Below are 21,209 nucleotides of genomic sequence, written 5' to 3'. Positions count from 1 at the left end.
CGAACCTCAGCCTGTCGAGGCGGAGCCCCCGGTCGGGACAACGCCCCGCCCGTCGCTCCGAAGTCTAACGCGCGCGCGGGATCGTAGCGGTGAAGGTCGTCCCGACCCCGCTGGTGGAGGAGACCGACAGCTCCCCGCCGTGCCTCCGCACGATGTCGCGGCTGATCGTGAGCCCGAGGCCCGAGCCGTGGATGGTCGACTGCCGCACGCCCTCCGCCCGGAAGTAGCGGTCGAACAGCTTCTGCTGCTCGAGCTCGCTCAGCCCGATCCCGGTGTCGCTGACCGAGAGGTCGACCGTGCTCTCGCCCGGAGCCACCGACACGGTGACCCGGCCGTTCTCGACGTTGTACTTGATGGCGTTGGTCAGCAGGTTGTCGACGACCTGCCGAAGGCGGAAGCCGTCGGCCTCGAGCAGCACCGGGCCCTCGACCGCGTTCTCGATCACGATGCCCCGCTCGCCCGCGGTCAGCACATGGGCGTCGATCGCCTGCGCCACGATCTCCGAGAGGTCGCACTGGCTGAACGACATGACGATCTGCTGCTCCTTCTCGCTCGCCGCGGTGAGCAGGTCGGCCACCAGGGCGAGCAGACGGTCGGAGTTGGCCGATGCGACCTCGAGCATCGAGCGGGTGCTCGGGTCGAGCCGCTCGTCGTCGAGCGCCAGCTCGAGGTAGCCGAGAATGGAGGTCAGCGGTGTGCGCAGCTCGTGGGACACCGAGGCGACCAGGTCGTCGCGTGCCTGGATGGCGTTGATCTCGCTGGTGACGTCGCGCGATACCATCACGCCGCCGTCGAGGCGGCCGTCGGGCGAGGTCAGGGGCCGCGAGCTGATCGACAGGGCGACACGGTGCTCGCCCGGCTCCCCGAGCCAGACCACGAGGTCGTCGTAGCGCTCGCCGGCGGTCGCGCGCCGGAACGGCTTCTCCTCCTCGGCGTATGGGGTGACCCGGTCGGGTCGATAGAGCACCGGATGCTCGACCGTCGTCTCGGGCAGTCCGAATTCCGTCTGCACCGAACGGTGGGCGCGGTTCAGCAGGGTCTCCCGACCCGCGCGGTCGAACGCGATCACGCCGAACGTCACGGCGTTCAGCACCTCGTCGAGGGTCTGCTGCTGCCGGCGGGCCCGGCCGAGCGCCACCTCGAGGAGCCCGGCCTGCTGGCGCAGGAGGCCCCGCTGCGCCGCCGTTCGGGCCGAGGTGGCGAGCGTGGTGGTGGCGATGAAGACGAGGGTCGTGGGCACGAGCAGCAGCGAGGGGATGGACCCGACACCGATGGCCTCTCCGCGCACGGCCGACGAGGCCCAGAGCAGCCCGGTCGAGAGGCCGACGCTCACCGCGGCGCCGGCGAAGCCGTAGTGGCTCGAGAGCCAGATCACCGGGAACACCAGCAGCAGGCTGGCGCCCAGCAGGGTGTTGCCCTCGCGTACGGCGATGATCGCGATGATGTCGGCCAGGGGCACGAGGGCCGCCCAGTTGCGGTGGATGCGCGACCAGGGGATGAGCGCCGCCGCCCCGGTCAGTGCGAACACCACGGCGACGCCGCCGAAGAAGCGGATGTCCAGCACCGAGCTCGGCTGCAGCACGTAGCTCGCGCAGACGAGCAGCAGCAGGGCGGCCGACAGCAGCAGTTGAGACTGGAAGACGCCGCGGTCCAGCCGCGAGCGCCGCTCCGCCTCGGTGCTCTCCGCTGCCCTGGCCATGTGTTGAGGGTACAGGCAAGTCCCCGCGCCGGATTGGACTGCCCGAACGTGCGCCCGGTACCATCCTTGGAGGGGTCAGGGGTGAATGGCGGCATGAGCGACAGGGTGCACACGGTCGGCATCGTCGACGACCACGAGTTGATCCTCGACAGCCTGACGGGCTGGCTCGGCGCGCACGCGCCCGAGCTCGAGGTGGTGGCCCACACCACGTCGTGGGTCGACATGGCGAGGCACCCCGCCTTCCCGCCCGACATCGTGCTGATGGACCTGCAGCTGAAGGAGCCCGTCTCGGTCGAGGCGCGCATCCGCATCTGCCGCTCGGTCGGGTCGACCGTGGTCGTGCTCAGCGCCCTCGACAACCCCGAGAACGTGCGCCGCGTGCTCGCCGCCGGAGCCGAGGCGTTCGTGTCGAAGTCCCAGTCGGCCGACGAGCTGCTCACGGCGGTGCGCCGCGTGCTCGGCGTGCGGCCCGACCCCGGCGCGGTGGCGTGGGACGAGGTGGGGCGGCCGGCGCGCACCCCGGCATCGAGCATCCGCTTCAGTGAGCACGAGGAGGAGACGCTGCGCCTGTACGCCTCGGGCCACAGCCCGGTGGAGGTCGCGATGATCCTCGGCACGAACATCCAGATCGTGAAGACCGCCCTCGAGCGGGTGCGCGAGCAGTACGCCTCGGAGGGGCGGCAGGCCGAGCGCAAGCAGGACCTGATGCTGCGCGCGGCCGAAGACGGCTACCTCGCGTGAGCGCACGATGACGCTGCAGATCGCGGCCGACGTCGACGGTCGGAGCACCAGCCGCGCGCTCGCCACCGCGGGTACCTGGCTCGCAGCGGTGTTCCTCGCGGCCACCGCCCTCATCGCGGCGCTGTTCATCCCGGTCACGGGCCGCGCCGACATCGTCCTCGGCATCGCGGGGCTCGCGGTCACCGGCGTCGCCGTCGTGGGGGCGCTCCGCACCGTGTCGCACGTCCGGGCCGTGCTGTACACGGTCGTGGCGGGCCTCGCGCTCGGCCTCTACGCCTTCGTGGTGACCGGGGTGAGCGTGGCGGGCGCCACCGCCGCCACGGCCCCCTCGAGCGACTACGTGCTGCTGTCGATGCCCGAGTTCGCCATCCTCGTGGCGGGCATCTCGGCCCGGTCGCTCGGCCGCTCGCTGGTGCTCGGCACCCTCGCCCTCCTGGTCGGCCCGGGCCTCGTGCAGCTCGCGGCCTGGCAGCAGGGCATGCGGCTCGCCCTCGATGTCCCGGTGCTGGCGTCGTACCTCGCCCTGTCGCTGTTCACGATCGCGCTCTGGGTCGGCCGTCGCGAGGCCGCCCGCGGCACGGCGCAGATGCTCGACTCGGCGCTCGCCGAAGAGCGCGACCTCGCGAACGCGCGCTTCGCGGCGCGCGCGGTGGACTGGGTGGGCGACACCGTGCTGGCCGACCTGCGCGCGCTCGCCACTCTGGCGCCCGGCCGGCTCGACGACCGCACCCTCCAGGCGCTCGACCGCGACCTGGCGAATCTCGCCGACACGAGCCTCGTGCTGTCGGGCCCGGAGATCGGGGCGTCGGCCTCGCGCTCGCTCGCCTCCGTGCCGCTCCTGGTGTCGGTGGTGCGGGCGGCCGAGCAGCAGGGGCTGCGCATCCGCGTCACCGGCGACACCGAGGTGATCAACAGCGTACGGCCCTCCGACGCCCGCAACCTCGAGCGCGCCATCACCGAGTGCCTCGACAACGTGCGCCGGCACTCGGGCCGGAACGACGCCGAGATCGCCGTCTACTCCAGCCCGCCCGAGGTCAGCGTCATGGTGTCGGATGCGGGGGTCGGCTTCGACGTCGACGCCGCGGGCGACGAGACGGTCGGCCTCCGCGTGACCGTGATCGACAGCATCGTCGAGACCGGCGGCTCGGTGCAGATCTGGTCGCGGCCCGGCACGGGCACCGCCGTGTTCATGACGGTGCCGGGGGCACCCGCGTGAGCGCCGGCACGCCGAGCCGCTCGGTGCCGCTCGGCTCGGTGCGGGCGCCGCGCGGTTCGACCGCCCTCGACTTCGACCCGCTGGCCGCCATCAGCGCCCGCGGCTTCCTGATCGTGGTCGCGGCCGTCTGCATCGCGGCCGCCGTGGGACTGACCGTCTCGACCGCCTCCCAGGTGTCGTCCTGGCCGCTGGCGATCGGGTCGCTGGTGGCGCTCGCCGCGGGCTTCGGCTGGTTCATCCGCTCGGCCTTCGACTTCACGATGGGCGTCTCGAGCGACCGCTACGCCACCGCCTTCGCCCTGCTGGCGGTCGCCACGGTGCTCAACTCGCTCAGTTCGCTCGGCAGCAACCTGCTGGTGCGCGACGACTGGGGCCTGCTGACGCTCGCGTTCGCGCTGATGGCGGCGGGCCCCTTCCGCACCTCGGCCGAGCTCGGCCTCTACACCGGCATCTCGACCGCGCTGGTCACCGTGCTGTCGCTGCTGCACGTGTTCTTCAGCCCGCTCACCGCGGTGCCCATCGTCGTCATCGTGCTGGTGGCCTGCGCCCCGGTGCTCGCCCTCGGACTCGGGGCGATGGGCTACGCACGGGTGCTGCTCGGCGGCATCTACGCCGAGCGGCTGGCCCAGGCCGAGGCCCGCGAACGGCAGTTCGACACGCTCCGGCAGCGGTTCATCGACGACGACGGGGTGGGCGCGATCGGGCCCCTCCGCGCCGAGGTGGTGCCGTTCCTCGCCCGGCTGCGGATGACCGGCGAACTGTCCGTCGGCGACCGCGCCCGTGCGGCCGCGCTCACCGCGCTGCTCCAGGCGGCGGTCGACGACGCGCGGCCGATCGACTCCCTGGGCGACCAGGTCGACGTGTTCATCGACGAGGCGGGCCTGTCGCTGCGGATGCACGAGGACGACCGGGCGACCATCCGCGCCGTGCTGCGGGAGCTGCACCAGTCGCCGCGACGCACGCCCGGCACGCTCGTGCTCGAGCTCCTGGAGGGCGAGGAGGACCGCTTCGGCATCATCCGCTGCTCCAGCCCCGACGTGCGGAGCCTGCGCGCCGAGGTGCTGCCGTTCATCCGGATGATGCGGCTGATGATGAGCACCGCGTCCGACGAGGTGGCGGGCGACGAGCTGCTGCTGCACTTCGACCTGCAGCGGCTCGGGAGCTAGCGCGGCCGTGCATCCGCCCGCTGGTGCGCGGAGGGGCTAGGACGCGTCGTCGAGCGCGTCGCTCATGCTGAGCAGGAAGCGGTGCAGCACCTCGGCCCGGGTGCCGTCGAGCCGGCGGGCGACCGTCATCATGCGGGTGTGCATCGCGCCGAGGGTCTGGCGCACCTCGTCGTCGGAGCCCGGCGTGGCGATGACGGCGAGGCTGCGGCGGTCGTTGGGGTGGGGCATGCGGGAGAGATGTCCCGACTTCGTGAGGCGGTCGAGCATGACGGTGACCGAGGCCGACTTCATGCCGAGGTGCTCGGCCAGCATGCCGGGCGTGACGAGCTGGCCGTCGCCCTGCGCCTTCAGGAGGAAGCGGAGGGCGGCCAGATCGTTCTCGCCCATGTTCATCGACTCGCGGGTGCGGCGTCGCATGGCCTCCTCGGCCAGCCGGTAGGCGCGCAGCTCGGCGAGGACCTCGTAGTTCTTCGGCGCCGTGGTGGCGTCAGCCGCGGTCATCGCGCTCGGGCTGGTGGTTGTCGACCTGGTCGACCGCCTCGCGCATCTCGGTGAGGAACTCGACGATGATGCGCACCTCCTCGGGACTGAGTCGCTCGACCACGTCGATCAGTTCGGGGCGAACGTCGCCGAGCGTCGCGGCTTCGATCGCGTCTTTCGGCACCGTCGGCACGATGATCAGCGCGCGGCGATCGAACGGGCTGGGCTCGCGGTGGATGTGCCCGTTCTTCTCGAGGCGGTCGAGCAGGACGGTGATCGAGGCGCTGGTGATGCCGAGGTACTGCGCCAGCTCCTTCGGGCCCACCGTCTTGCCCTGTTCGGTCGCGCGGAGCAGGTAACGCATGGCGATCAGGTCGTTCTCGCCCATGTTCATGGACTCCTGCGATCGCCTCCGCATGGCGGATTCGGACGCGCGGAAGGTGCGCATCGCCTCAAGGACGGCGATGCTCCTGTCGCGTTCGGCGTCGTCTCCGTACCAGTAGTGTGGCGCCGAATCGGGTCGATTCGTGGTCATCCCTTAATCGTAGTCCAACTCTTTACTAGACGGGCTAATGATCGTGGGATATCACCCGTCAGGCGGCGGCGACGAGCTCCTGGGTCACCCGCGCGGCGGGCGCGGCCTCGAGCATCGCGGCGGCGCCCGAGAGCGACAGCGCCTGACCCGTCTCGACGGCTCGGTCGTAGCGAATGCCCGAGAGGGCGACGTACACCTGGCCGGCTCGCTCGACGAAGCCGAGGAACACCTCGCCCGAGACGACCTCGTACAGGCCCTCGTCGCGGCGGCTGACGTCGTAGCTGATTCCCTGTGAAATGAGTTTCATGCTGGTCATGAGCGCCGCCCTCCGTCTTCCATCGAGTCCGATTACTACTAGACAGACTAGTTAGTAGTTGCTCGACGGCAACGGGGTTGACGCAGAGCGTCGGGATTGATACACAAAGTGACACACAAGGAGAGGCGCCTTCCGCAGTGCCGACGGATTGTCACTACTCTGGAGCACACGGCGGTTCGAAGCCTGAGCCGACGACCTGACCCGGGGGTTTCAGCGTGACGGAAGCACTCGACGGCGCGCCGAGAGCGGCGGAGCCCGACCCGCAGCGGCCGCGGTCCCGCATCCCGGCCGCCGAGGTGCGGCGCCGGGTGCTCGACGTGGCCATGGAGCGGGTCGAGGGAATCGGCCTCACGATCGGCTTCGAGCACATCGTGATGGACGATCTGATCCGCGAGGCCGGAGTGCCGCGGAGCTCGACCTACCGGCTCTGGGACTCCAAGGAGGCCTTCGTCACCGAGCTCCTGATCGAGATCGCCCGGGAGACCTCGAACAAGCTCACCGACGACGAGACCCTCGAGCTCAGCGAGCGCATCCTGCTCGACCACGTCGATCGGCTGGCGGATGCGCGGGAGCGCCAGCAGGTGCTGTACGAAGTCATCCGGGTGGCCCTCGAGCACAACTACCGCGCGGTCATCGATTCGGTCGCCTGGCAGTCCTACGTCGGACTCTCGGCGACGCTGCTCAGCCACCTCGACTGGCCCGCCCGGGTCGAGATCGAGCGAGCGCTGCTCTCGGGCAGTGCCGAGTTCGTGGAGCGCATGGCGGAGTTCCACCGGCAGTTCTCGGCCGTGCTCGGCTACCGCCTCCGGCCGGAGTGGGACGGCGACTACCGGCCCTACGCCACCGTCATCTCCGCCGTCGTCGAGGGCCTCGGGCTCCGCCACCTGGGCAACCCGGCCATCGTCGACGCCCGCTACCGGGGGCCGGCGACGATCACCTCCGACGACGCCGAGTGGGCGCTGCCGGCCATCGCGCTGCTCGCCGTCTTCGAGCGCTTCCTCGAACCCGACCCCGACTACGACGCCGCCGCGGTGATCGCGTCGCTGAAGCAGCGGGCGGGCCAGGAACCCGAGGCCTAGCGGCGCTGCTCGTTGAGGGCACTGGGCACGGCGCTCGCGAGCGCCAGGCGGTGGCACTCGCGGGCGGCCTCCTCGAGCGTGCCGAAGTAGCCGGCGCCGATGAGCTGCCGCGGCTGGGCCCAGGTCACCGCGCGGAAGGCCCAGACCGTGCGGTCACCCACCTTGACCGGCAGGTGCCGGATCTCGGCGTAGGGCTGGGTGGTACCGGGTCGTGGGAAGACCCACGAGTTCGCGTGCAGGGTCTGAACGGGATGCCAGTCGGCCAACGATGCTCCTCTCGAGAAGCACGCCGGCCCGCGCACCACCGATGGTAGTGCGCGGGCCTGACATCCGTGGCCGAGAGGCCGCCGGCCTCTCGGCCGGAGGCTGCGGATCAGCCGGAGGGGTTCTCCACCGGGCTGCCGCCGGGCTCGGTGCCCGTGTCGGGGTCGACCGTCGAGGGGTCGGGGACGTCGGTGTCGATGTCGGGCTCGGTGCCGGGCTTCTGGTCGCTCATTCCGTGTCTCCGTCCTGGTCTCCGCTGTCCTGGGCGCCGCCGCCCGAGACCGTGTCCTCGCCGGGCTCGGAGGTGCTGCCGTCGGAGCTGGAGCCGTCGGGCAGGTCTTCTGCGCGTTCCTTCTCGGAATCGCTCACGTCGGTGGATCCGTCTTTCGCGGTCATCGTCGTCTCCTTACTGTTCGGTGGTGGGGTTTCGGATCAGAGGTCGAGCTTGGCGTTGTCGCCGCCCTCGTAGGGCTCGCCGGTCACCTTCGACTTCACGAAGCTGAACAGCGTGGCGACGCGGCCGCCGGGGCTGTCCCAGTACTCGGCGCCGTCGGCCGTGAACTTGAGCAGCCGCACCTCGGGGTCGTCGGGGCCGTCGGGGAACCAGGCCTCGAGGGTGGAGCTCCACAGCTCCTTCACCTTGGCCTGGTCGGCGACCTCGGCTGCGGTGCCGGTGAGCGACACCCAGCTGTCGTTCGAGCTCAGCGTGACGCCGGCCGTCGGGTTCACCTGGAGGTTCTGCAGCGCCGAGGCGTGGGCGCCCACGATGAACCAGAGGTCGCCGTCGAACTCGGCCTCCTGCACGGTGAGCGGATGCGCGACCAGGCGACCCTGGTCGTCGACCGTGGTCAGCATCGCGAACCGGAAATCCTTCACGAGGCCCGCGAGGGTCTCGATGTCGCTTTTCTCTGTCATGTTGGCGACGGTACTGCTGTTGGCGGTTTTCTGCTCGCGTGTCTCACTGGGAGTGCGCCTCGCATCGCGAGCCCCGCCCTCCGAAGAGAACAAGGAACTCATGCCCGACTCCCGCTCCCTGCCCTATCCGCTCGGCATCAGCTTCGTCGACGGCCAGGCGAACGCCGCCGTCTACAGCGAGACCGCCGACGCGGTCTACGTCTGCACCTTCGACGAAGACGGCACCGAGACCCGAACGATGCTCGAGCAGCGCACGGGCCACGTCTTCCACGGTCTCGTCCCCGGCATGGGCGTCGGCACCCGTTACGGCCTGCGCGTCGACGGCCCGTGGAACCCCGAGGCGGGCCTGCGTCACAACGTGCACAAGCTGCTGCTCGACCCGCACGCCACCGCGATCGAGGGCGGCTACGACTACTCGAGGAACGAGACGCTGTTCGGCCACAAGCTCGACGACCCCGAGACGCTGAACGAGCTCGACTCGGCTCCGGCGAGCCCGCGCTGCGTGGTCACCACCGGCCCCGACGGGCCCGACTTCGACTGGGCCGGCGACCGCGCGCCGCGCATCCCGCTGAGTGAGACCGTCGTGTACGAGACCCACGTCAAGGGCTTCACGATGCTGCACCCCGAGATCCCCGAGGACGTGCGCGGCACCTACGCCGGTCTCGCGCATCCGGCCGCCCTGAAGCATTTCACCGACCTCGGGGTCACCTCGGTCGAGCTGCTGCCCGTGCACCAGTTCGTGCAGGACAGCCACCTCGAGGAGAAGGGCCTGCGCAACTACTGGGGCTACAACTCGATCGGCTTCTTCGCGCCGCACAACGAGTACGCCACGGGCGGGGCCGACGCCGCCGGCGGTCACCAGGTCGACGAGTTCAAGGCGATGGTCAAGGCATTCCACGCCGCCGGCCTCGAGGTCATCCTCGACGTGGTCTACAACCACACCGCCGAGGGCAACGACCTCGGCCCGACGCTCAGCTTCAAGGGCATCGACAACGCCGCCTACTACCGTCTGGTCGAGGGTGACGAGCAGCACTACTTCGACACCACGGGCACCGGCAACAGCCTCAACGTCAGCCACCCGGCGGCCCTGCAGCTGATCATGGACTCGCTGCGCTACTGGGTGACCGAGATGCACATCGACGGCTTCCGCTTCGACCTCGCCACCACCCTCACCCGCCAGGGCGGCGACGCCGAGCTGCACAGCGCGTTCCTCACCCTGATCCAGCAGGACCCGGTGCTCGCCCCCGTGAAGATGATCGCCGAGCCGTGGGACACCGCCGGCTACCAGGTCGGCGGCTTCCCGGCCGGCTGGTCGGAGTGGAACGGCAAGTTCCGCGACGACGTGCGCGACTTCTGGAACGGCACCGACACCGTGCTCGGCACCGTCTCGCAGCGCATCCTGGGCTCACCCGATGTCTACGAGGCCTCGCGCCGCTCGCCCCTGTCGAGCGTCAACTTCGTCACGGCGCACGACGGCTTCACGCTGCACGACCTCACCTCGTACGCCTCGAAGCACAACGCGGAGAACGGCGAGGACAACAAGGACGGCGAGAGCGACAACAAGTCCTCGAACGGCGGCGCCGAGGGGCCGACCGACGACGAGGCCGTGAACGCGCGCCGCGACCGCAAGCGCCGCAACCTCATGGCCACGCTGCTGCTCTCGGCCGGCGTGCCGATGATCCTCGGCGGCGACGAGCTCGGTCGAACCCAGGGCGGCAACAACAACGCCTACTGCCAGGACAACGAGGTGTCCTGGTACGACTGGGCCGCCGTCGACCTTGAGCTGTTCGAGTTCACCAGGGCGCTGCTCCAGCTGCGGCGCGAGAGCCCGGCGCTCCGTCCCGAGTGGTTCCGGCACGCCCCCGACGCCGACGTGCCCGAGGAGATCGCGGGCGACACCGTCGTGCTCGAGCGCAGCGACGGCAAGGAGTTCGCCGACCACGACTGGGACAACCCGAACGCCCGCACGATCACGCTGGTGTTCGAGCACGAGGGCGACGACTCGTTCGCGCTCCTGCTGAACGCGGCCGAGAACGGCGTCGAGTTCCAGGTTCCGGATGCGCCCGGCGCCGAATGGGAGCTCGCCCTCTCGAGCGACACCGAGCAGCAGGTGGTCGCCCCTGTCACCACCCTGATCGCCTCGGGCGGCTCCTTCACGCTCCTTCGCTCCCGTACAACCGTGAATTGAGTGCCGGGTGGGCGGGGCAGGCGTACGGTGACGGCCATGAGCGACCAGAACGACATCGACGAATCCGTGGCAGGGGCGGCGCCCGAGGGCGAGACCCTGGGCGGCACCCACCCCGACCCCGACAACAGTGCGAGCAAGGACCCGAGCGACTGGGTCACCGGCGACGAGCCGATGACCGGCCCGCAGAAGAGCTACCTCGACACCCTCGCCCGCGAGGCGGGGGAGGAGCTGCCCGCCGACCTGACCAAGGCGCAGGCCTCCGAGCACATCGACCGGTTGCAGCAGAGCACCGGCCGCGGTCAGTGACCTCGCCGCGCATCCGCAGCGCTCGGCACGACGACTGCTGAGCACGAGAGAAGGAACCGAGAATGAAGAGAGTCCTCATCTGGGCCGCCGTCGGTGGAACCGCCGTCTGGCTGCTGACCCGCAAGTCGAGCCTCGACAAGGGCCGCCTCGCCAAGGAGGCCGCCCTCGCCGTGTGGAACGACCCGGCGGTGAAGAAGACGCGCAAGCGCACCGCCAAGAAGATCAAGAAGGCCGCGAAGAAGCTCGACTAGAGCCTCCCGCTCCCTGCTAGAACGCGCGCCGGGCGCCGCCCTCTCCGAGTGGCGGCGACCCGGCGTTGCCGCGTGCACCAGCCAGCCCGCCGAGGAGCTCCTGCAGTGCATCCGGAGCCGACACCGTCGGGGCCCAGCCGAGCACGGTGCGGGCCCGCTCGGTCGACATCAGCGGCACCGTGGTGGCGATGTCGAGCCAGCCCGGGTCCGACGGCTGCACACGGGCCTTCCACGTCGCCCACATCAGCGCCCGGACGACGGCCGCACGGACGGGCACCGCCCGCCCGCCGAGCGCCGCCGCCAGCACGTCGGGCGACACCACGGGCTCGGTGGCGATGTTGAACGCCCCGCCCGCCTGCCGCTCGATCGCCCGCCAGAAGGCGTCGGCCACGTCGTCGGCGTGCACGACCTGCGAGATCAGCTGCGAGGGCAGCGTCACCACGGGCAGCCGCAGCCGCCCGAGCAGCCGCCGCGGCACGAAGGGGCCGGCGAACAGCCGCGCGATCTCCGAGGACGCGTCGGCCTGGAAGACGAGACCGGGCCGCAGCCGGGTGACGACGGTCGACGGGTTCGCCCGCTCGAACGCGTCGAGGGCGCGCTCGTTGATCGCCTTGTGCCGGGAGTAGTGCGAGCTCGGCAGACCGCCCGTCGGCCACTCCTCGTCGACCCGGCGGTACTTCGGCCCCGGGCTGTAGGCCCCGACCGACGACGCCACGAGCACGTGCGGCACGCCCGCGTCGGCCGCGGCACCGAGCACGGCCGCCGTGCCGCGCACGTTGGTGCGCCAGAGCAGGTGCTCGAGATGGTTGGGCTGCAGGGCCCAGGCCAGGTGCACGACGGCGTCGGCGCCGGTCAGGATGCTCGCCAGCCGCCGCCGGGCGGTGTCCTCACCCACGTCGACCGCGTGCCAGCGCAGCCCGGCGTAGGGCTCCGCCTCCTCGGGGATGCGGCGGGCGACGCCCACGACCTCGGTGGCGGCGGGCGCGTCGGCGAGACGGCGGAGCAGGGCGGTGCCGAGATTGCCGGTCGCGCCGATGACGACGATCTTCACGAGTGGTCCTTCCGGAGCGGATTCAGGGCTGTGCGAACCAGCATCGTCCGGTTGTCCGATTATGGGAGTACGAGTCTCATCGGATTCTCGCTAACCTCGACGCAGGTCGGGCGGCGGCGCCGACCGTTTCGGGTACTGTCGGCGCCGCGCCCCACCGTTCCTCCTGCGTCAGCGCGCGAGGAACTCCAGGACCACCCGGTTCCACTCCTCGGCGTGGCTGACGTTCACCCCGTGCGGCGCGCCGGCGACGACGTGGTACTCGCTGCCCGGGAGGGCCGCGTGGGTGCGGGCACCGGAGCCGGCGAGCGGCACGGTGGCGTCGCCGTCTCCGTGGATCACCAGGGCGGGCACGGTGACGGTGGGCAGGTCGTCGCGGAAGTCCGTGGTGCCGAACGAGGTCATGCAGGCCAGCGCCGCGACCTTGCTCGACTGCAGGGCGAGGGCGAGGGCATCCTGTCGCTGCTCTTCCGTGACCTTCAGTTCACCGTCGACCGAGAAGAAGTCGCGGGTGAAGCCGTCGTAGAACGTCTCCTGGTTCGCGGTGAGACCCGCGGTCATCTTCGCGGCCTCGGCCGGCGAGAGCGGTCCCTCCGGGTTGTCGCCGGTGGTCAGCATGTACGGGGTGACCGCCGAGGCGAAGACCACGCTGCGCACGCGCTCGGGGCCGTGCTTCGTGAGGTAGCGCGCGACCTCGCCGCCGCCCATCGAGAAGCCGACGAGGGTCACGTCGGTGAGCTCGAGCTCGGTCAGCACGGCGTGCAGGTCGTCGGCGAGGGTGTCGTAGCCGTATCCGGTGAGCGGCTTGTCGCTGCGGCCGAATCCACGTCGGTCGTACGTGACGACCCGGAATCCCGCGGCCTGGAACGCCGGCACCTGCTCCGACCAGGACTCGCCCGAGAGCGGCCAGCCGTGGATCAGCACGACGGGGCGCCCCGGGCCCCCGGTGTCGTCGACGTGCAGGGCGATGTCTTTGAGCAGTCCGTGATGGGCGACGATCTCGGTCATCGGGATTCCTTTCGGGGAGAGGCGGGCGCCGGTGTGCGCCTCGTGGGGTGTTCGGAGAGTGGCCGCGAACGGTTCGGGAGCGATCCTGCCCCTTTGCTGGGAGTGCGCACAGGAGTAGGCAGGAAGCATGAGCGACAACGATTCCGACGCGCTCGGAGCAGACACGCTGCCCGATGTGGATGTTCAGAAGGGCGACCTCGGCGACGAGGACCTGACCCGCAAAGACATGACCTACAGCCCCTCAAGCGGTCGTGAGACGGAGGAGCTGCAGCAGGAGGCCGGCGAGTCCGCCGCTCTCGACGACCCTGACATCGATGCCTCCCGCGTGACGTCGCTGCCCGGCACGGGCGGCCCCGACGACGTCGGCGAGATCGACATCGAGGGTGCGGAGATCAACATCCCGCACCGCACGAGCTGATGTCGCCCCGCGACGAGGACAAGTCCTCGATCGGCGAGCGCATCACCGGTGAACGTGATCCGAAGGATCCCGACGGTCTGCTGACCGTCGACGACGTCACCCCTCAGACGGAACCGGCAGACAGCATTGCCGGGGACGAGTACCCGACCATCCCCGAACACAAAGGAATCACATCATGAGCTTCATCGCCTTCCTCATCCTCGGCCTCATCGCCGGCGCCATCGCCAAGCTGATCCTCCCGGGTCGCCAGGGCGGCGGCTGGTTCGTCACCCTGCTGCTCGGCGTCGTCGGTGCCCTGCTCGGCGGCTGGCTCGGCGGCCTGCTGTTCGGTGCGGACCTGCAGGAGTTCTGGTCGATCCAGACCTGGGTCGTCGCGATCGTCGGCTCGATCATCGTGCTGCTGATCTACGGCCTCATCTTCGGCCGCAAGGGCCGCCGCGCCTGATCATCCCCTGAGGTCGCGCCCGCGACCCGCTGAACGACCGCGAAGGCGGCCGGCTGACTGGCTCAGCCGGCCGCCTTCGCCGGTTCCGACACCAGCTGGATGTCGCCGCGGTTGGCCGTCTCGGCGATCGCCGCGACCCACTCCGGGTTGATCGGGTGCCGGTCGGCGGTGTCGAAGCGGAAGCGGAGCGCGGTGCTCGGGTTGATCCAGATCGTCTCGCGCCCGCTGCCCTGCGCCTTCGCCACGGTCCAGCTGAGCGCGCAGGACTCGGCCCGTCGGAGTTTACCGATGATGACGATCTTGAGATGCGCGAGCATCCGGTCGTCGATCTCGATCTCGAAGTCGCCGCCGTAGATGAGTGTGCCCACGGCCCCATTATGCGCGCTCGACGAGCGCCCGCCGAACGATCGGGGCAAGCTGGGGCCATGAAGCGAATCACCTATGCCGGCGAGACGGTCCTGACCTCGGACGAGGTCGCCACCGCGCTCGTAGAGCTGACCGCGGCGCTCGCCAAGCGGGGGCTCGCGGAAGCGGTCGTGATCCCCATCGTGACGGCGTCCGGCCGCCTCGACCGCTCGGCCGAGCTCGTCGTCGGCATGGGCAACGACGTGCTCGCCGTACCCGACGACCAGGAGGGCGAGGAGCCCGACTTCTCGGCCGAGGCCAAGACGCTGCGCGACCACATCGGATCGGTCACGCCGAACCGCTCCAAGGCCGTTCCGGTCGAGAGCGCCGAGCCGGGTACGTCGTTCAACGAGTTCGACCTCGACCTGGGTGACATGGGCGGCCTCAAGCCGCTGTGAGCGCCGCCCGGGCGGCGCTGTCGGGCGCCGGTCGGGCGCCGGCTCGCGCCGCGCGCTACGCGATCTCGGTCAGTGCGTCCTCGGGCGACTCGTACGGCCCGAACCAGGCCTTCGCCGTGTGCAGATGCGCCAGCTTGGCGTGCCAGCCGTCGTTCATGCGGTAGAGCCGCGCGATCGGCTGCGTGACGTCACCCGTGTGCACGAGCGCGCTCTTCTCGTTCTCGAATTCGATGGTCCCCATGCAGCAACGATAGACACACCCCGGTTTCAGGCGGGTAAACAGTTCGCGAAGTGACCTGCGCGACAAAGGAGGTCACCGGAACGACAGAACGGCCCCTCCCGCTTCATCCCGCTCCACCCCCTCGAAATGCTGATCCAGCGGTCGCCGAAGAGCGTCGCCGCGATCCGGAGAACGTCTCGAGGGGGACTCATGCTGCAGAACAAGAACACGCCGATCGACGCCGAGAAGGGGCTCGACCGCCGCACCGTCATGAAGGGTGCCGCCTGGTCGGTTCCCGTCATCGCCCTGGCCGTCGCCACCCCGGCGCACGCCGCCTCCATCGTCGACGTCGGCGCCTTCGCGCTCCGTGGCTCCTGCGGCACCCTCGGCGTGCTCGGCCCCGGCTTCACGCTGCAGGCCGGCCCCACCACCCCGCTGCCCGTCGGCACCACCGTCACCATCACCGGCTCAGGCGTCACCAACATCGGCGTGTTCTCGGTCTCGGGCGGCACCGCCGCGGTGAACGTGCTCTCGAACACGAGCCGTCAGATCACGCTGACCGCCGCCCTCCCGGCCGGCGCCACCATCGCGTTCCGCACCACGCTGTCGATCAGCGTCGCGTTCCAGCTGAACGCGGTCGCCACGCTGCCCACCGGCTACTCCGGCTCGGGCGCGAAGACCGCGGGCAACGTCAGCAGCACGCTGATCCTCTGCTCGGCCAACTGATCGACCCCGCCCGGCGCCCGGCGGCGGCCCACTCGGGTCGCCGCCGGGCGCTCCGCCGTCTCCGCGGCCGCCGCCGCCCGCACCCGAGGGAGTCACCACGATGACCGGTGCCGCCGCCGCGCTCGCCCTGACCCTCGCCGCCGTGCTGCTCGTCAGCGGCACCCTCAAGCTCCTGCCGCACGGCCGGTTCACCGTCGACGAACTGGCCGCCCTCGGCGTTCCCCGGACCCTCCGGCACCCCTGGTTCGCTGCGGCCCTCCCCGCGGCCGAGCTCCTGCTCGGGCTGGCCCTGCTCTTCGCCCCCGCGCCGCTGTTCACCCTCGCCGCCGCCGCGACGGTGCTGCTCACCCTCGCCTTCACGATCGTGGTGGCCGGCGTGCTCCGTCGCGGCGACCGGGTCGACTGCTCCTGCTTCGGGATGCTCCGCTCACCCGTCACGCCCGTCACCGCCGCCCGCAACATCGCCCTGCTGCTCGCCGCCTCCGTGACCGCGGTCACCACCCACCAGGGGGCGGTGCTCACCCTGCCCTCCCTGGCCCCGGACGGCTGGACCGCCTTCTACGCCACCACTACGGCCGTCCTGGCCGTGACGGCGCTGCTGCTCGCGGCCGCCCGCCGGGCGCCGTCCGCCGTCGACCTGACCGCCGCGCGGGTCGTGCGCGACGGCTCCGCGTGGCCCGTCCCCGACGTCGAGGTGCTGGCCGGCGGCGAGCTCGTCCCCCTCGCCGACCTCGCCCGCGCCAAGCCGCTGCTGGTCGTCCTGCTCTCGGCCGAGTGCCACGCCTGCGAGCGCGTCGCGCCCCAGCTCGCCGGCTGGCGGGAGCGGTTCGGCGGGGCGGTCGAGGTGGCCGCGCTCAGCTCGAACGACGCCTCGGCGCTGGCGGCCGCGCATCCGCTTCTCGACGTGCCCGTGCACCGGGGAGCCCGCGCCCTGATGACCGTGGCCGGCATCCCGGGCTACCCGTCGGCGCTGCTCGTCGGCACCGACGGCACGGTGGCCGGGGGGCCGGCCGTCGGATCCGTGGAGGTCGAGGCGCTGGCGGCGACCATCGCCGACGTTCTGGCCGCCGCCCCACCCGTGACATCTCGGTAGTGATTGCTGATGTGCCGGTGGCGTGCGGCCTATTCACTGATTGAGCGGCTTAGCGATCAACGGGTGTAGAAGCACTGGGGAGCGAAGATGTCACAGAACGCACGCACCAGCTCGACGATGGAGTCGATGCGCCGGCAGCGCGCCGCCAGCGAGCGGGGCGCCCGCTTCGGGCAGACCGAGCTCTCCGTGCTGCGGGTGCCCTCGGGCGGCACTCCGGTGCGCAAGATCTGCCGCCCCGACGAGATGGCGGTCGAGGTGGTCGTGCCCCTCGGTGGCACGATCATGGTGCGCCCCGAGAGCCGCGACGAGCGGGCGGTGCGCGCCGGGGAGGCGCTCTACCTGATCGGCTGCCGCCGCTACGCCGCCTACGCCCTCCGGGGCGCCAGCGCCGTCACCCTCGGCCTGCCGTTCTCGGCCGTCGACGAGTACATCGACCGCTCCAGCACCTCGCCGGTGCTCGTGCAGAACTCGGCCGTGCTCCAGCCGGCCACCTCCTTCCTCGGCACGCTGCTGGACGGCGGCGACGAGCTCGACCGGCTCTCCAGCTACTTCGCCGAGAAGCTGATCTGGGAGATGGTCGCCTCGGTCTACCTCGAGGGCAAGGGCGTCGGTGCCGCCGAGGCGCCCAACACGGGCATCCTCGACCGCGCGATGGCCCAGATCGCGGCCTACCGCACCGACCGCTCGCTCACCCCCGAGGCGGTGGCGCGGTCGCTGAACGTCTCGATGCGCCAGCTGCAGCGGGTGTTCTCGGCGACGGGGTCGACGCCGTCGCGGGAGATCCGGCGGCAGCGGGCCGAGCTGGCGGTGTCGATGCTGCGCAGCGAGTCGTTCGGCGTGCTGAACGTCACCCAGATCGCGCACCACAGCGGCTTCAGCGACGCGGCCGAGCTGCGCCGGGCGCTGGTCGCCTTCGGCTACCCGTCGCCGCGCGAGCTCAGAGCGGGCCTGCCGACGACTCGATGAGGCGCCGCTCGACCAGTTCGGCGAGGAACGCCCGCACGTCGTCGCGCACCTCGGCCGCCTCGAGCCCGAAGCGCTCGGCCACCGCCGTCAGCACGCCGTCGGCCCCGTCGGAGCCGTGCTCGTCGACCGCGATCCAGATCGCTGCGGCCGACCCCTCGAGCACGAACGGCACCGCGCCGATCTCGGCCAGATCGAGCACCGCAATGCGCTCGGCCACGTCGTCGTCGGAACGATGCCACGCGACGTCGGGCCCGATGCGGTAGCTCGTCACTCCTCCACTCTATCGACGCCCGTCACGCCCTCCCGGGCGGTCGAGGCGTCGATGAACTCCCGCAGGTCGGCGACGACCTCCTCGGGAGAGCGCCGGGTGGCGAGCGCCAGGTGCCCGGCCAGCCACGACAGGCAGACGACGGATGCTCCCACCACGTCACCGGCATCCGGCGCCGAGGCACCGCCGATCAGCTCGCCGAGAGCCGTCGTCATGGCTCGCGTGTTCTCGTCGGTCGTGGCGTCGCCGCTCTGCGACACCACTGCGTCGAGCAGGAGCCGCGCGGCTCTGGCCCCGTCGGTCGGCATTCCGTTCTCGATCATCCTGGACCCCCACAGTCTCGGTTGAGCGTATTAACCTGCGCTGAGGCAGGGGGTCAACCCTATCGATCTCAGTAGTGGCGCGTATCCGCATGACATCGATGCCAGTGTAAGTTCCGTAGTGCGTCAGTAGTCCCTGCGGGAGACCCGACTCCTGCTCTGCTCCGGCGCATCCTCGATGGAGAATCATGACCCCGAGTGCCCCGGGCGATCCCAACGATCGCTCTCCCCACGACCAGGCCGTCGCCGAGACCGCGTCCTGGGTCTCCGGAGTCGTCGCGCGCTCGCGCAGTGCTGCCGACCCGGTGCCCGGCATCGTCGCGCCGCTGGAGTTCGTCGTCGACTTCGCCGCCAACAGCCAGTCCGATGCCGTCAGCGTGTCGATGGCGAACGGCTCCGTGGGCGTCGCGCCCTGGGCCGCCGACGCCTCGGGCGTCGTGACGATCAGCGTGCGCTGGTCGGAGGGCTTCCAGGTGGCCGGGCTCGAGCCGGGGCGCGAGATCGACGGCTGGACGGTCTCGGCCGTCGCCGCGGGCCGCGCCGACCTCGAGCATCCCTCGCTCGGCCGGGGCGAACCGGCGGTCGCCGTGCCCGCGCTCACGCTCGTGAAGGCGGGAGCCCCCGACGGCCTCGACGAGATCACCGCGCGCGTCTCGGGTACGTCGGACTACTGCCGCGACTTCACGATCCGCGGCTGGTCGCGCGCCTGAGCTCCTGGTCGCGCGCCTGAGCTGCCGGTCGCGCGCCCGAGCTGACGGGCGACCCCGGGCATGAGGAAGGCCCCTCACCGGATCGTTTGGGGTTCACCGGCAAGGGGCCTCTACGTGCTCGCAGCGATTGGGTGACCGCTGGTGCGAGACGCCGTCGAATCCTCAGACGTCATCGGGTCCGACTCCTCCACACTAGGCGTGTCGCGCCGTGCACCAACCCCGTGTCGCTGATATCACCCGCAGTATCACCCTTGGCTCACCCGCCCCTGTTCGGGGGACGCGATCGAACCCCGCTCTGGTGGGCGGCGCGGGCGGAAAGCTAGGGTGAGGGCGTGCAGAGCGAGCTGGCCGCGAGGATCGCCGACGTCGCCCGCCGTGTGTTCGGCTTCACCGAGCTGCGCCCCGGTCAGACCGAAGCGATCACCTCCGTCGCGGGCGGATCCGACGTGCTCGCCGTGATGTCGACCGGGTACGGCAAGTCGGCCATCTACCAGATCGCCGGGCACCTGCTCGAGGGCCCGACGGTCGTCGTCTCGCCGCTGATCTCGCTGCAGCTCGACCAGGTGCGGCACATCGACGAGCGCACCGGCACGAACGACGCCGTCGCCGTCAACTCCTCGCAGTCCAAGCGCTCGAACCACGCCGCCTGGAGCGCCGTCTCCTCGGGGGAGGCCGAATTCCTCTTCCTCGCCCCCGAGCAGCTCGCCCGCGACGCGGTGATCGACGAGCTCGGCACCCTCGGAGTCGGGCTCGTGGTGGTCGACGAGGCGCACTGCGTCTCGGCCTGGGGCCACGACTTCCGCCCCGACTACCTTCGTCTCGGCGGCATGATCGACCGCCTCGGCCGGCCTCCGGTGCTCGCCCTCACCGCGACGGGTTCGGCCCCCGTGCGCGAGGAGATCGTGCAGCGGCTCCGGATGCGCGACCCGGTGCTCTTCGTGCGCGGCTTCGACCGCCCGAACGTGCACCTCGCGGTCGAACGCCACGAGAGCGAGCACGAGAAGGCGCGGGCCGTGCTCGCCGAGGTGGTGGCGGCCCCGAAGCCGGGCCTGGTCTACGTGGCCACCCGGGCGGACACCACGACGACGGCGGCCGAGCTGGCGCAGGCGGGCATCCGCTCGGCCGCGTACCACGGCGGTCTCGGCGCGACCGGGCGTCGCGCGGTGCACGAGCTGTTCCAGGGTGACGGCGTCGACGCGGTCGTCGCCACCTCGGCCTTCGGCATGGGCATCGACAAGCCGAACGTGCGCTTCGTGGTGCACGCCGACATCACGGACTCGCTCGACTCCTACTACCAGGAGGTCGGCCGCAGCGGCCGCGACGGCGCCCCCGCCCGGGCCACCCTGCACTATCGCGAGGAGGACCTGGGCCTGCGCCGCTTCTTCGCGGGCGGCCGACCCGCACCCTCCGACGTCGAGGCGGTCATCCGCTCTCTCGCCGTCGACGACCCGCGGATGCTCGCCGCCGTCGCCGCCCGCAGCAACCTCTCGCCCCGCGCCGCCGGCACCCTGGTGAACCTGCTCGTCGAGTCGGGAGTGGCGACCGAGGACACCGCGGGCATCGCCCTCGCTCGCCCGATCGAGCCGGCGGACGCGGTGGCCGCGGTGGAGCGTCTCGCCGACCAGCGGCTGGACATCGAGGAGTCGCGGCTGGCGATGATCCGCTCGTACGCCGAGACGACCCGCTGCCGCCGCCAGCTGCTGCTGGCCTACTTCGGCGACACCCTCGCCGAGCCCTGCGGCAACTGCGACACCTGCGACAGCGGCAGTGCGTACCGCCCGCCCGTACCGGCGTCGCCCGGCCTGCCCGTGTTCGCGAAGTCGCAGCGCGTGCGGCACAGCCTCTGGGGGCCGGGCGAGATCGTCAGCGTCGAGCCCGACCGCGTCACGGCGTTCTTCGTGACGAAGGGCTACCGCGTGCTCTCCCTCTCGGCGATCGCGGAGCACGGCCTGCTCGTCCCGGCTTGACGGGCCGCCCCTCTTTTCTCTGAGGCGTTCTCTGTGAGGCGGGGCCGCGGTTGACTCGGTA

The 21,209-nt window shown here is 71.1% G+C and carries 30 protein-coding genes; 16 read left to right on the top strand and 14 right to left on the bottom strand.

Annotated features, from left to right (window positions below; all coding sequences use genetic code 11):
• Positions 1-64: 64 nt before the first annotated feature.
• Positions 65-1,699 carry a sensor histidine kinase gene (locus BJ984_RS00615; RefSeq protein WP_179546393.1) on the bottom strand — a complete coding sequence of 545 codons (1,635 nt, stop codon included), beginning with the start codon at positions 1,697-1,699 and terminating at the stop codon, positions 65-67.
• Positions 1,700-1,792: 93 nt separating this feature from the next.
• On the opposite strand from BJ984_RS00615, the gene BJ984_RS00610 reads away from it, so the two are divergent.
• The 3 genes from BJ984_RS00610 to BJ984_RS00600 are packed head-to-tail and all read left to right on the top strand — an operon-like array spanning position 1,793 to position 4,822.
• Positions 1,793-2,440 (top strand): response regulator transcription factor, encoded by a 648-nt coding sequence (locus BJ984_RS00610; protein WP_179546392.1) that lies wholly within the window; start codon positions 1,793-1,795, stop codon positions 2,438-2,440.
• 7 nt (positions 2,441-2,447) lie between these two features.
• Positions 2,448-3,656, top strand: a complete 1,209-nt coding sequence (locus BJ984_RS00605) for a sensor histidine kinase (protein WP_179546391.1) — start codon at positions 2,448-2,450, stop codon at positions 3,654-3,656.
• On the top strand, positions 3,653-4,822 hold the full coding sequence (locus tag BJ984_RS00600; RefSeq protein ID WP_179546390.1) for a hypothetical protein: 1,170 nt from the start codon (positions 3,653-3,655) through the stop codon (positions 4,820-4,822). The genes BJ984_RS00605 and BJ984_RS00600 overlap by 4 nt, the downstream gene beginning before the upstream one ends.
• Positions 4,823-4,858: 36 nt before the next feature.
• Here BJ984_RS00600 and BJ984_RS00595 read toward each other — a convergent pair whose 3' ends face one another.
• Genes BJ984_RS00595 through BJ984_RS00585 form a run of 3 tightly spaced genes read right to left on the bottom strand, consistent with a single transcriptional unit; the run spans position 4,859 to position 6,153 of the window.
• Entirely contained in the window at positions 4,859-5,323 is a 465-nt protein-coding gene (locus BJ984_RS00595) for a MarR family winged helix-turn-helix transcriptional regulator (RefSeq protein ID WP_179546389.1), read from the bottom strand.
• Complete coding sequence (locus BJ984_RS00590) at positions 5,310-5,837, bottom strand: MarR family winged helix-turn-helix transcriptional regulator (RefSeq protein ID WP_179546388.1); 528 nt, start codon at positions 5,835-5,837, stop codon at positions 5,310-5,312. The genes BJ984_RS00595 and BJ984_RS00590 overlap by 14 nt, the downstream gene beginning before the upstream one ends.
• Positions 5,838-5,895: 58 nt before the next feature.
• Positions 5,896-6,153 carry a hypothetical protein gene (locus tag BJ984_RS00585; protein WP_179546387.1) on the bottom strand — a complete coding sequence of 86 codons (258 nt, stop codon included), beginning with the start codon at positions 6,151-6,153 and terminating at the stop codon, positions 5,896-5,898.
• A gap of 215 nt (positions 6,154-6,368) precedes the next feature.
• Here BJ984_RS00585 and BJ984_RS00580 point away from each other — a divergent pair, with 215 nt between their 5' ends.
• Complete coding sequence (locus BJ984_RS00580) at positions 6,369-7,232, top strand: TetR/AcrR family transcriptional regulator (RefSeq protein WP_179546386.1); 864 nt, start codon at positions 6,369-6,371, stop codon at positions 7,230-7,232.
• Here BJ984_RS00580 and BJ984_RS00575 read toward each other — a convergent pair.
• The 4 genes from BJ984_RS00575 to BJ984_RS00565 form a co-directional block, all read right to left on the bottom strand.
• The gene (locus BJ984_RS00575) at positions 7,229-7,498 is read right to left on the bottom strand and encodes a hypothetical protein (RefSeq protein ID WP_179546385.1); all 270 of its coding nucleotides are present in this window, start codon (positions 7,496-7,498) and stop codon (positions 7,229-7,231) included. The two genes, BJ984_RS00580 and BJ984_RS00575, sit on opposite strands and share 4 nt — an antisense overlap.
• A 107-nt stretch (positions 7,499-7,605) precedes the next feature.
• Positions 7,606-7,728 (bottom strand): hypothetical protein, encoded by a 123-nt coding sequence (locus tag BJ984_RS18845; protein WP_271206331.1) that lies wholly within the window; start codon positions 7,726-7,728, stop codon positions 7,606-7,608.
• Complete coding sequence (locus BJ984_RS00570; RefSeq protein WP_179546277.1) at positions 7,725-7,892, bottom strand: hypothetical protein; 168 nt, start codon at positions 7,890-7,892, stop codon at positions 7,725-7,727. Before BJ984_RS00570 ends, BJ984_RS18845 begins: the two co-directional genes overlap by 4 nt.
• A gap of 36 nt (positions 7,893-7,928) precedes the next feature.
• Positions 7,929-8,411 (bottom strand): pyridoxamine 5'-phosphate oxidase family protein, encoded by a 483-nt coding sequence (locus tag BJ984_RS00565; protein WP_179546384.1) that lies wholly within the window; start codon positions 8,409-8,411, stop codon positions 7,929-7,931.
• A gap of 100 nt (positions 8,412-8,511) precedes the next feature.
• Here BJ984_RS00565 and glgX point away from each other — a divergent pair, with 100 nt between their 5' ends.
• From glgX to BJ984_RS00550, 3 genes are all read left to right on the top strand, one after another.
• On the top strand, positions 8,512-10,599 hold the full coding sequence (glgX, locus tag BJ984_RS00560) for a glycogen debranching protein GlgX (RefSeq protein ID WP_179546383.1): 2,088 nt from the start codon (positions 8,512-8,514) through the stop codon (positions 10,597-10,599).
• A gap of 36 nt (positions 10,600-10,635) precedes the next feature.
• Positions 10,636-10,905 (top strand): DUF3072 domain-containing protein, encoded by a 270-nt coding sequence (locus BJ984_RS00555; protein WP_179546382.1) that lies wholly within the window; start codon positions 10,636-10,638, stop codon positions 10,903-10,905.
• 62 nt (positions 10,906-10,967) lie between these two features.
• Positions 10,968-11,156: a hypothetical protein gene (locus BJ984_RS00550; RefSeq protein WP_179546381.1), complete on the top strand. Its 189-nt coding sequence runs from the start codon at positions 10,968-10,970 to the stop codon at positions 11,154-11,156.
• 16 nt (positions 11,157-11,172) lie between these two features.
• Here BJ984_RS00550 and BJ984_RS00545 read toward each other — a convergent pair whose 3' ends face one another.
• Complete coding sequence (locus BJ984_RS00545; protein WP_179546380.1) at positions 11,173-12,207, bottom strand: NAD-dependent epimerase/dehydratase family protein; 1,035 nt, start codon at positions 12,205-12,207, stop codon at positions 11,173-11,175.
• A 168-nt stretch (positions 12,208-12,375) separates the two neighbouring features.
• On the bottom strand, positions 12,376-13,212 hold the full coding sequence (locus BJ984_RS00540) for an alpha/beta fold hydrolase (RefSeq protein ID WP_179546379.1): 837 nt from the start codon (positions 13,210-13,212) through the stop codon (positions 12,376-12,378).
• Between the two features lie 127 nt (positions 13,213-13,339).
• Between BJ984_RS00540 and BJ984_RS00535 the strand changes: the two genes are divergently transcribed.
• The 3 genes from BJ984_RS00535 to BJ984_RS00525 are packed head-to-tail and all read left to right on the top strand — an operon-like array spanning position 13,340 to position 14,075.
• Positions 13,340-13,630, top strand: a complete 291-nt coding sequence (locus BJ984_RS00535; protein WP_179546378.1) for a hypothetical protein — start codon at positions 13,340-13,342, stop codon at positions 13,628-13,630.
• Positions 13,630-13,809, top strand: a complete 180-nt coding sequence (locus BJ984_RS00530; RefSeq protein ID WP_173182695.1) for a hypothetical protein — start codon at positions 13,630-13,632, stop codon at positions 13,807-13,809. The genes BJ984_RS00535 and BJ984_RS00530 overlap by 1 nt, the downstream gene beginning before the upstream one ends.
• Positions 13,806-14,075 (top strand): GlsB/YeaQ/YmgE family stress response membrane protein, encoded by a 270-nt coding sequence (locus BJ984_RS00525; RefSeq protein WP_173182696.1) that lies wholly within the window; start codon positions 13,806-13,808, stop codon positions 14,073-14,075. Before BJ984_RS00530 ends, BJ984_RS00525 begins: the two co-directional genes overlap by 4 nt.
• Before the next feature lie 62 nt (positions 14,076-14,137).
• On the opposite strand, the gene BJ984_RS00520 is transcribed toward BJ984_RS00525, so the two are convergent.
• Entirely contained in the window at positions 14,138-14,443 is a 306-nt protein-coding gene (locus BJ984_RS00520; protein WP_179546377.1) for a DUF7882 family protein, read from the bottom strand.
• A gap of 57 nt (positions 14,444-14,500) precedes the next feature.
• On the opposite strand from BJ984_RS00520, the gene BJ984_RS00515 reads away from it, so the two are divergent.
• Positions 14,501-14,878 carry a hypothetical protein gene (locus tag BJ984_RS00515; protein ID WP_179546376.1) on the top strand — a complete coding sequence of 126 codons (378 nt, stop codon included), beginning with the start codon at positions 14,501-14,503 and terminating at the stop codon, positions 14,876-14,878.
• A gap of 55 nt (positions 14,879-14,933) precedes the next feature.
• Here BJ984_RS00515 and BJ984_RS00510 read toward each other — a convergent pair whose 3' ends face one another.
• Entirely contained in the window at positions 14,934-15,119 is a 186-nt protein-coding gene (locus BJ984_RS00510) for a hypothetical protein (protein ID WP_179546375.1), read from the bottom strand.
• A gap of 189 nt (positions 15,120-15,308) precedes the next feature.
• Here BJ984_RS00510 and BJ984_RS00505 point away from each other — a divergent pair, with 189 nt between their 5' ends.
• The 3 genes from BJ984_RS00505 to BJ984_RS00495 all read left to right on the top strand — a co-directional run bounded on the left by BJ984_RS00505 (position 15,309) and on the right by BJ984_RS00495 (position 17,883).
• Positions 15,309-15,824 (top strand): hypothetical protein, encoded by a 516-nt coding sequence (locus tag BJ984_RS00505; RefSeq protein WP_179546276.1) that lies wholly within the window; start codon positions 15,309-15,311, stop codon positions 15,822-15,824.
• A 100-nt stretch (positions 15,825-15,924) separates the two neighbouring features.
• Positions 15,925-16,917 carry a TlpA family protein disulfide reductase gene (locus BJ984_RS00500; protein WP_179546374.1) on the top strand — a complete coding sequence of 331 codons (993 nt, stop codon included), beginning with the start codon at positions 15,925-15,927 and terminating at the stop codon, positions 16,915-16,917.
• Positions 16,918-17,004: 87 nt separating this feature from the next.
• Positions 17,005-17,883: a helix-turn-helix domain-containing protein gene (locus tag BJ984_RS00495; RefSeq protein WP_179546373.1), complete on the top strand. Its 879-nt coding sequence runs from the start codon at positions 17,005-17,007 to the stop codon at positions 17,881-17,883.
• On the opposite strand, the gene BJ984_RS00490 is transcribed toward BJ984_RS00495, so the two are convergent.
• Together BJ984_RS00490 and BJ984_RS00485 are read right to left on the bottom strand one after the other, a co-directional pair.
• The gene (locus BJ984_RS00490; RefSeq protein WP_179546372.1) at positions 17,855-18,154 is read right to left on the bottom strand and encodes a PqqD family protein; all 300 of its coding nucleotides are present in this window, start codon (positions 18,152-18,154) and stop codon (positions 17,855-17,857) included. The two genes, BJ984_RS00495 and BJ984_RS00490, sit on opposite strands and share 29 nt — an antisense overlap.
• Entirely contained in the window at positions 18,151-18,474 is a 324-nt protein-coding gene (locus BJ984_RS00485; RefSeq protein ID WP_179546371.1) for a hypothetical protein, read from the bottom strand. The genes BJ984_RS00490 and BJ984_RS00485 overlap by 4 nt, the downstream gene beginning before the upstream one ends.
• Before the next feature lie 185 nt (positions 18,475-18,659).
• Here BJ984_RS00485 and BJ984_RS00480 point away from each other — a divergent pair, with 185 nt between their 5' ends.
• Positions 18,660-19,181, top strand: coding sequence for a hypothetical protein (locus tag BJ984_RS00480; protein WP_179546370.1), 522 nt, complete (start codon positions 18,660-18,662; stop codon positions 19,179-19,181).
• Between the two features lie 332 nt (positions 19,182-19,513).
• Positions 19,514-21,148, top strand: coding sequence for a RecQ family ATP-dependent DNA helicase (locus tag BJ984_RS00475; protein ID WP_179546369.1), 1,635 nt, complete (start codon positions 19,514-19,516; stop codon positions 21,146-21,148).
• Positions 21,149-21,209 lie beyond the last annotated feature (61 nt).

This window comes from Herbiconiux flava (genome assembly GCF_013409865.1).
Classification (GTDB): domain Bacteria; phylum Actinomycetota; class Actinomycetes; order Actinomycetales; family Microbacteriaceae; genus Herbiconiux; species Herbiconiux flava.
The sequence above is the reverse complement of the archived record's forward strand: the minus strand, read 5'-3'. Positions and strand labels throughout refer to the sequence as shown.

Bases quoted from the DNA above. Each gene is read 5' to 3' on its own strand.
- BJ984_RS00615 (WP_179546393.1), bottom strand. From the start codon at position 1,699: ATGGCCAGGGCAGCGGAGAGCACCGAGGCGGAGCGGCGCTCGCGGCTG.
- BJ984_RS00610 (WP_179546392.1), top strand. From the start codon at position 1,793: ATGAGCGACAGGGTGCACACGGTCGGCATCGTCGACGACCACGAGTTG.
- BJ984_RS00605 (WP_179546391.1), top strand. From the start codon at position 2,448: ATGACGCTGCAGATCGCGGCCGACGTCGACGGTCGGAGCACCAGCCGC.
- BJ984_RS00595 (WP_179546389.1), bottom strand. From the start codon at position 5,323: ATGACCGCGGCTGACGCCACCACGGCGCCGAAGAACTACGAGGTCCTC.
- BJ984_RS00590 (WP_179546388.1), bottom strand. From the start codon at position 5,837: ATGACCACGAATCGACCCGATTCGGCGCCACACTACTGGTACGGAGAC.
- BJ984_RS00585 (WP_179546387.1), bottom strand. From the start codon at position 6,153: ATGACCAGCATGAAACTCATTTCACAGGGAATCAGCTACGACGTCAGC.
- BJ984_RS18845 (WP_271206331.1), bottom strand. From the start codon at position 7,728: ATGAGCGACCAGAAGCCCGGCACCGAGCCCGACATCGACACCGACGTC.
- BJ984_RS00570 (WP_179546277.1), bottom strand. From the start codon at position 7,892: ATGACCGCGAAAGACGGATCCACCGACGTGAGCGATTCCGAGAAGGAA.
- BJ984_RS00565 (WP_179546384.1), bottom strand. From the start codon at position 8,411: ATGACAGAGAAAAGCGACATCGAGACCCTCGCGGGCCTCGTGAAGGAT.
- glgX (WP_179546383.1), top strand. From the start codon at position 8,512: ATGCCCGACTCCCGCTCCCTGCCCTATCCGCTCGGCATCAGCTTCGTC.
- BJ984_RS00555 (WP_179546382.1), top strand. From the start codon at position 10,636: ATGAGCGACCAGAACGACATCGACGAATCCGTGGCAGGGGCGGCGCCC.
- BJ984_RS00550 (WP_179546381.1), top strand. From the start codon at position 10,968: ATGAAGAGAGTCCTCATCTGGGCCGCCGTCGGTGGAACCGCCGTCTGG.
- BJ984_RS00540 (WP_179546379.1), bottom strand. From the start codon at position 13,212: ATGACCGAGATCGTCGCCCATCACGGACTGCTCAAAGACATCGCCCTG.
- BJ984_RS00535 (WP_179546378.1), top strand. From the start codon at position 13,340: ATGAGCGACAACGATTCCGACGCGCTCGGAGCAGACACGCTGCCCGAT.
- BJ984_RS00530 (WP_173182695.1), top strand. From the start codon at position 13,630: ATGTCGCCCCGCGACGAGGACAAGTCCTCGATCGGCGAGCGCATCACC.
- BJ984_RS00525 (WP_173182696.1), top strand. From the start codon at position 13,806: ATGAGCTTCATCGCCTTCCTCATCCTCGGCCTCATCGCCGGCGCCATC.
- BJ984_RS00515 (WP_179546376.1), top strand. From the start codon at position 14,501: ATGAAGCGAATCACCTATGCCGGCGAGACGGTCCTGACCTCGGACGAG.
- BJ984_RS00510 (WP_179546375.1), bottom strand. From the start codon at position 15,119: ATGGGGACCATCGAATTCGAGAACGAGAAGAGCGCGCTCGTGCACACG.
- BJ984_RS00505 (WP_179546276.1), top strand. From the start codon at position 15,309: ATGCTGCAGAACAAGAACACGCCGATCGACGCCGAGAAGGGGCTCGAC.
- BJ984_RS00500 (WP_179546374.1), top strand. From the start codon at position 15,925: ATGACCGGTGCCGCCGCCGCGCTCGCCCTGACCCTCGCCGCCGTGCTG.
- BJ984_RS00495 (WP_179546373.1), top strand. From the start codon at position 17,005: ATGTCACAGAACGCACGCACCAGCTCGACGATGGAGTCGATGCGCCGG.
- BJ984_RS00485 (WP_179546371.1), bottom strand. From the start codon at position 18,474: ATGATCGAGAACGGAATGCCGACCGACGGGGCCAGAGCCGCGCGGCTC.
- BJ984_RS00480 (WP_179546370.1), top strand. From the start codon at position 18,660: ATGACCCCGAGTGCCCCGGGCGATCCCAACGATCGCTCTCCCCACGAC.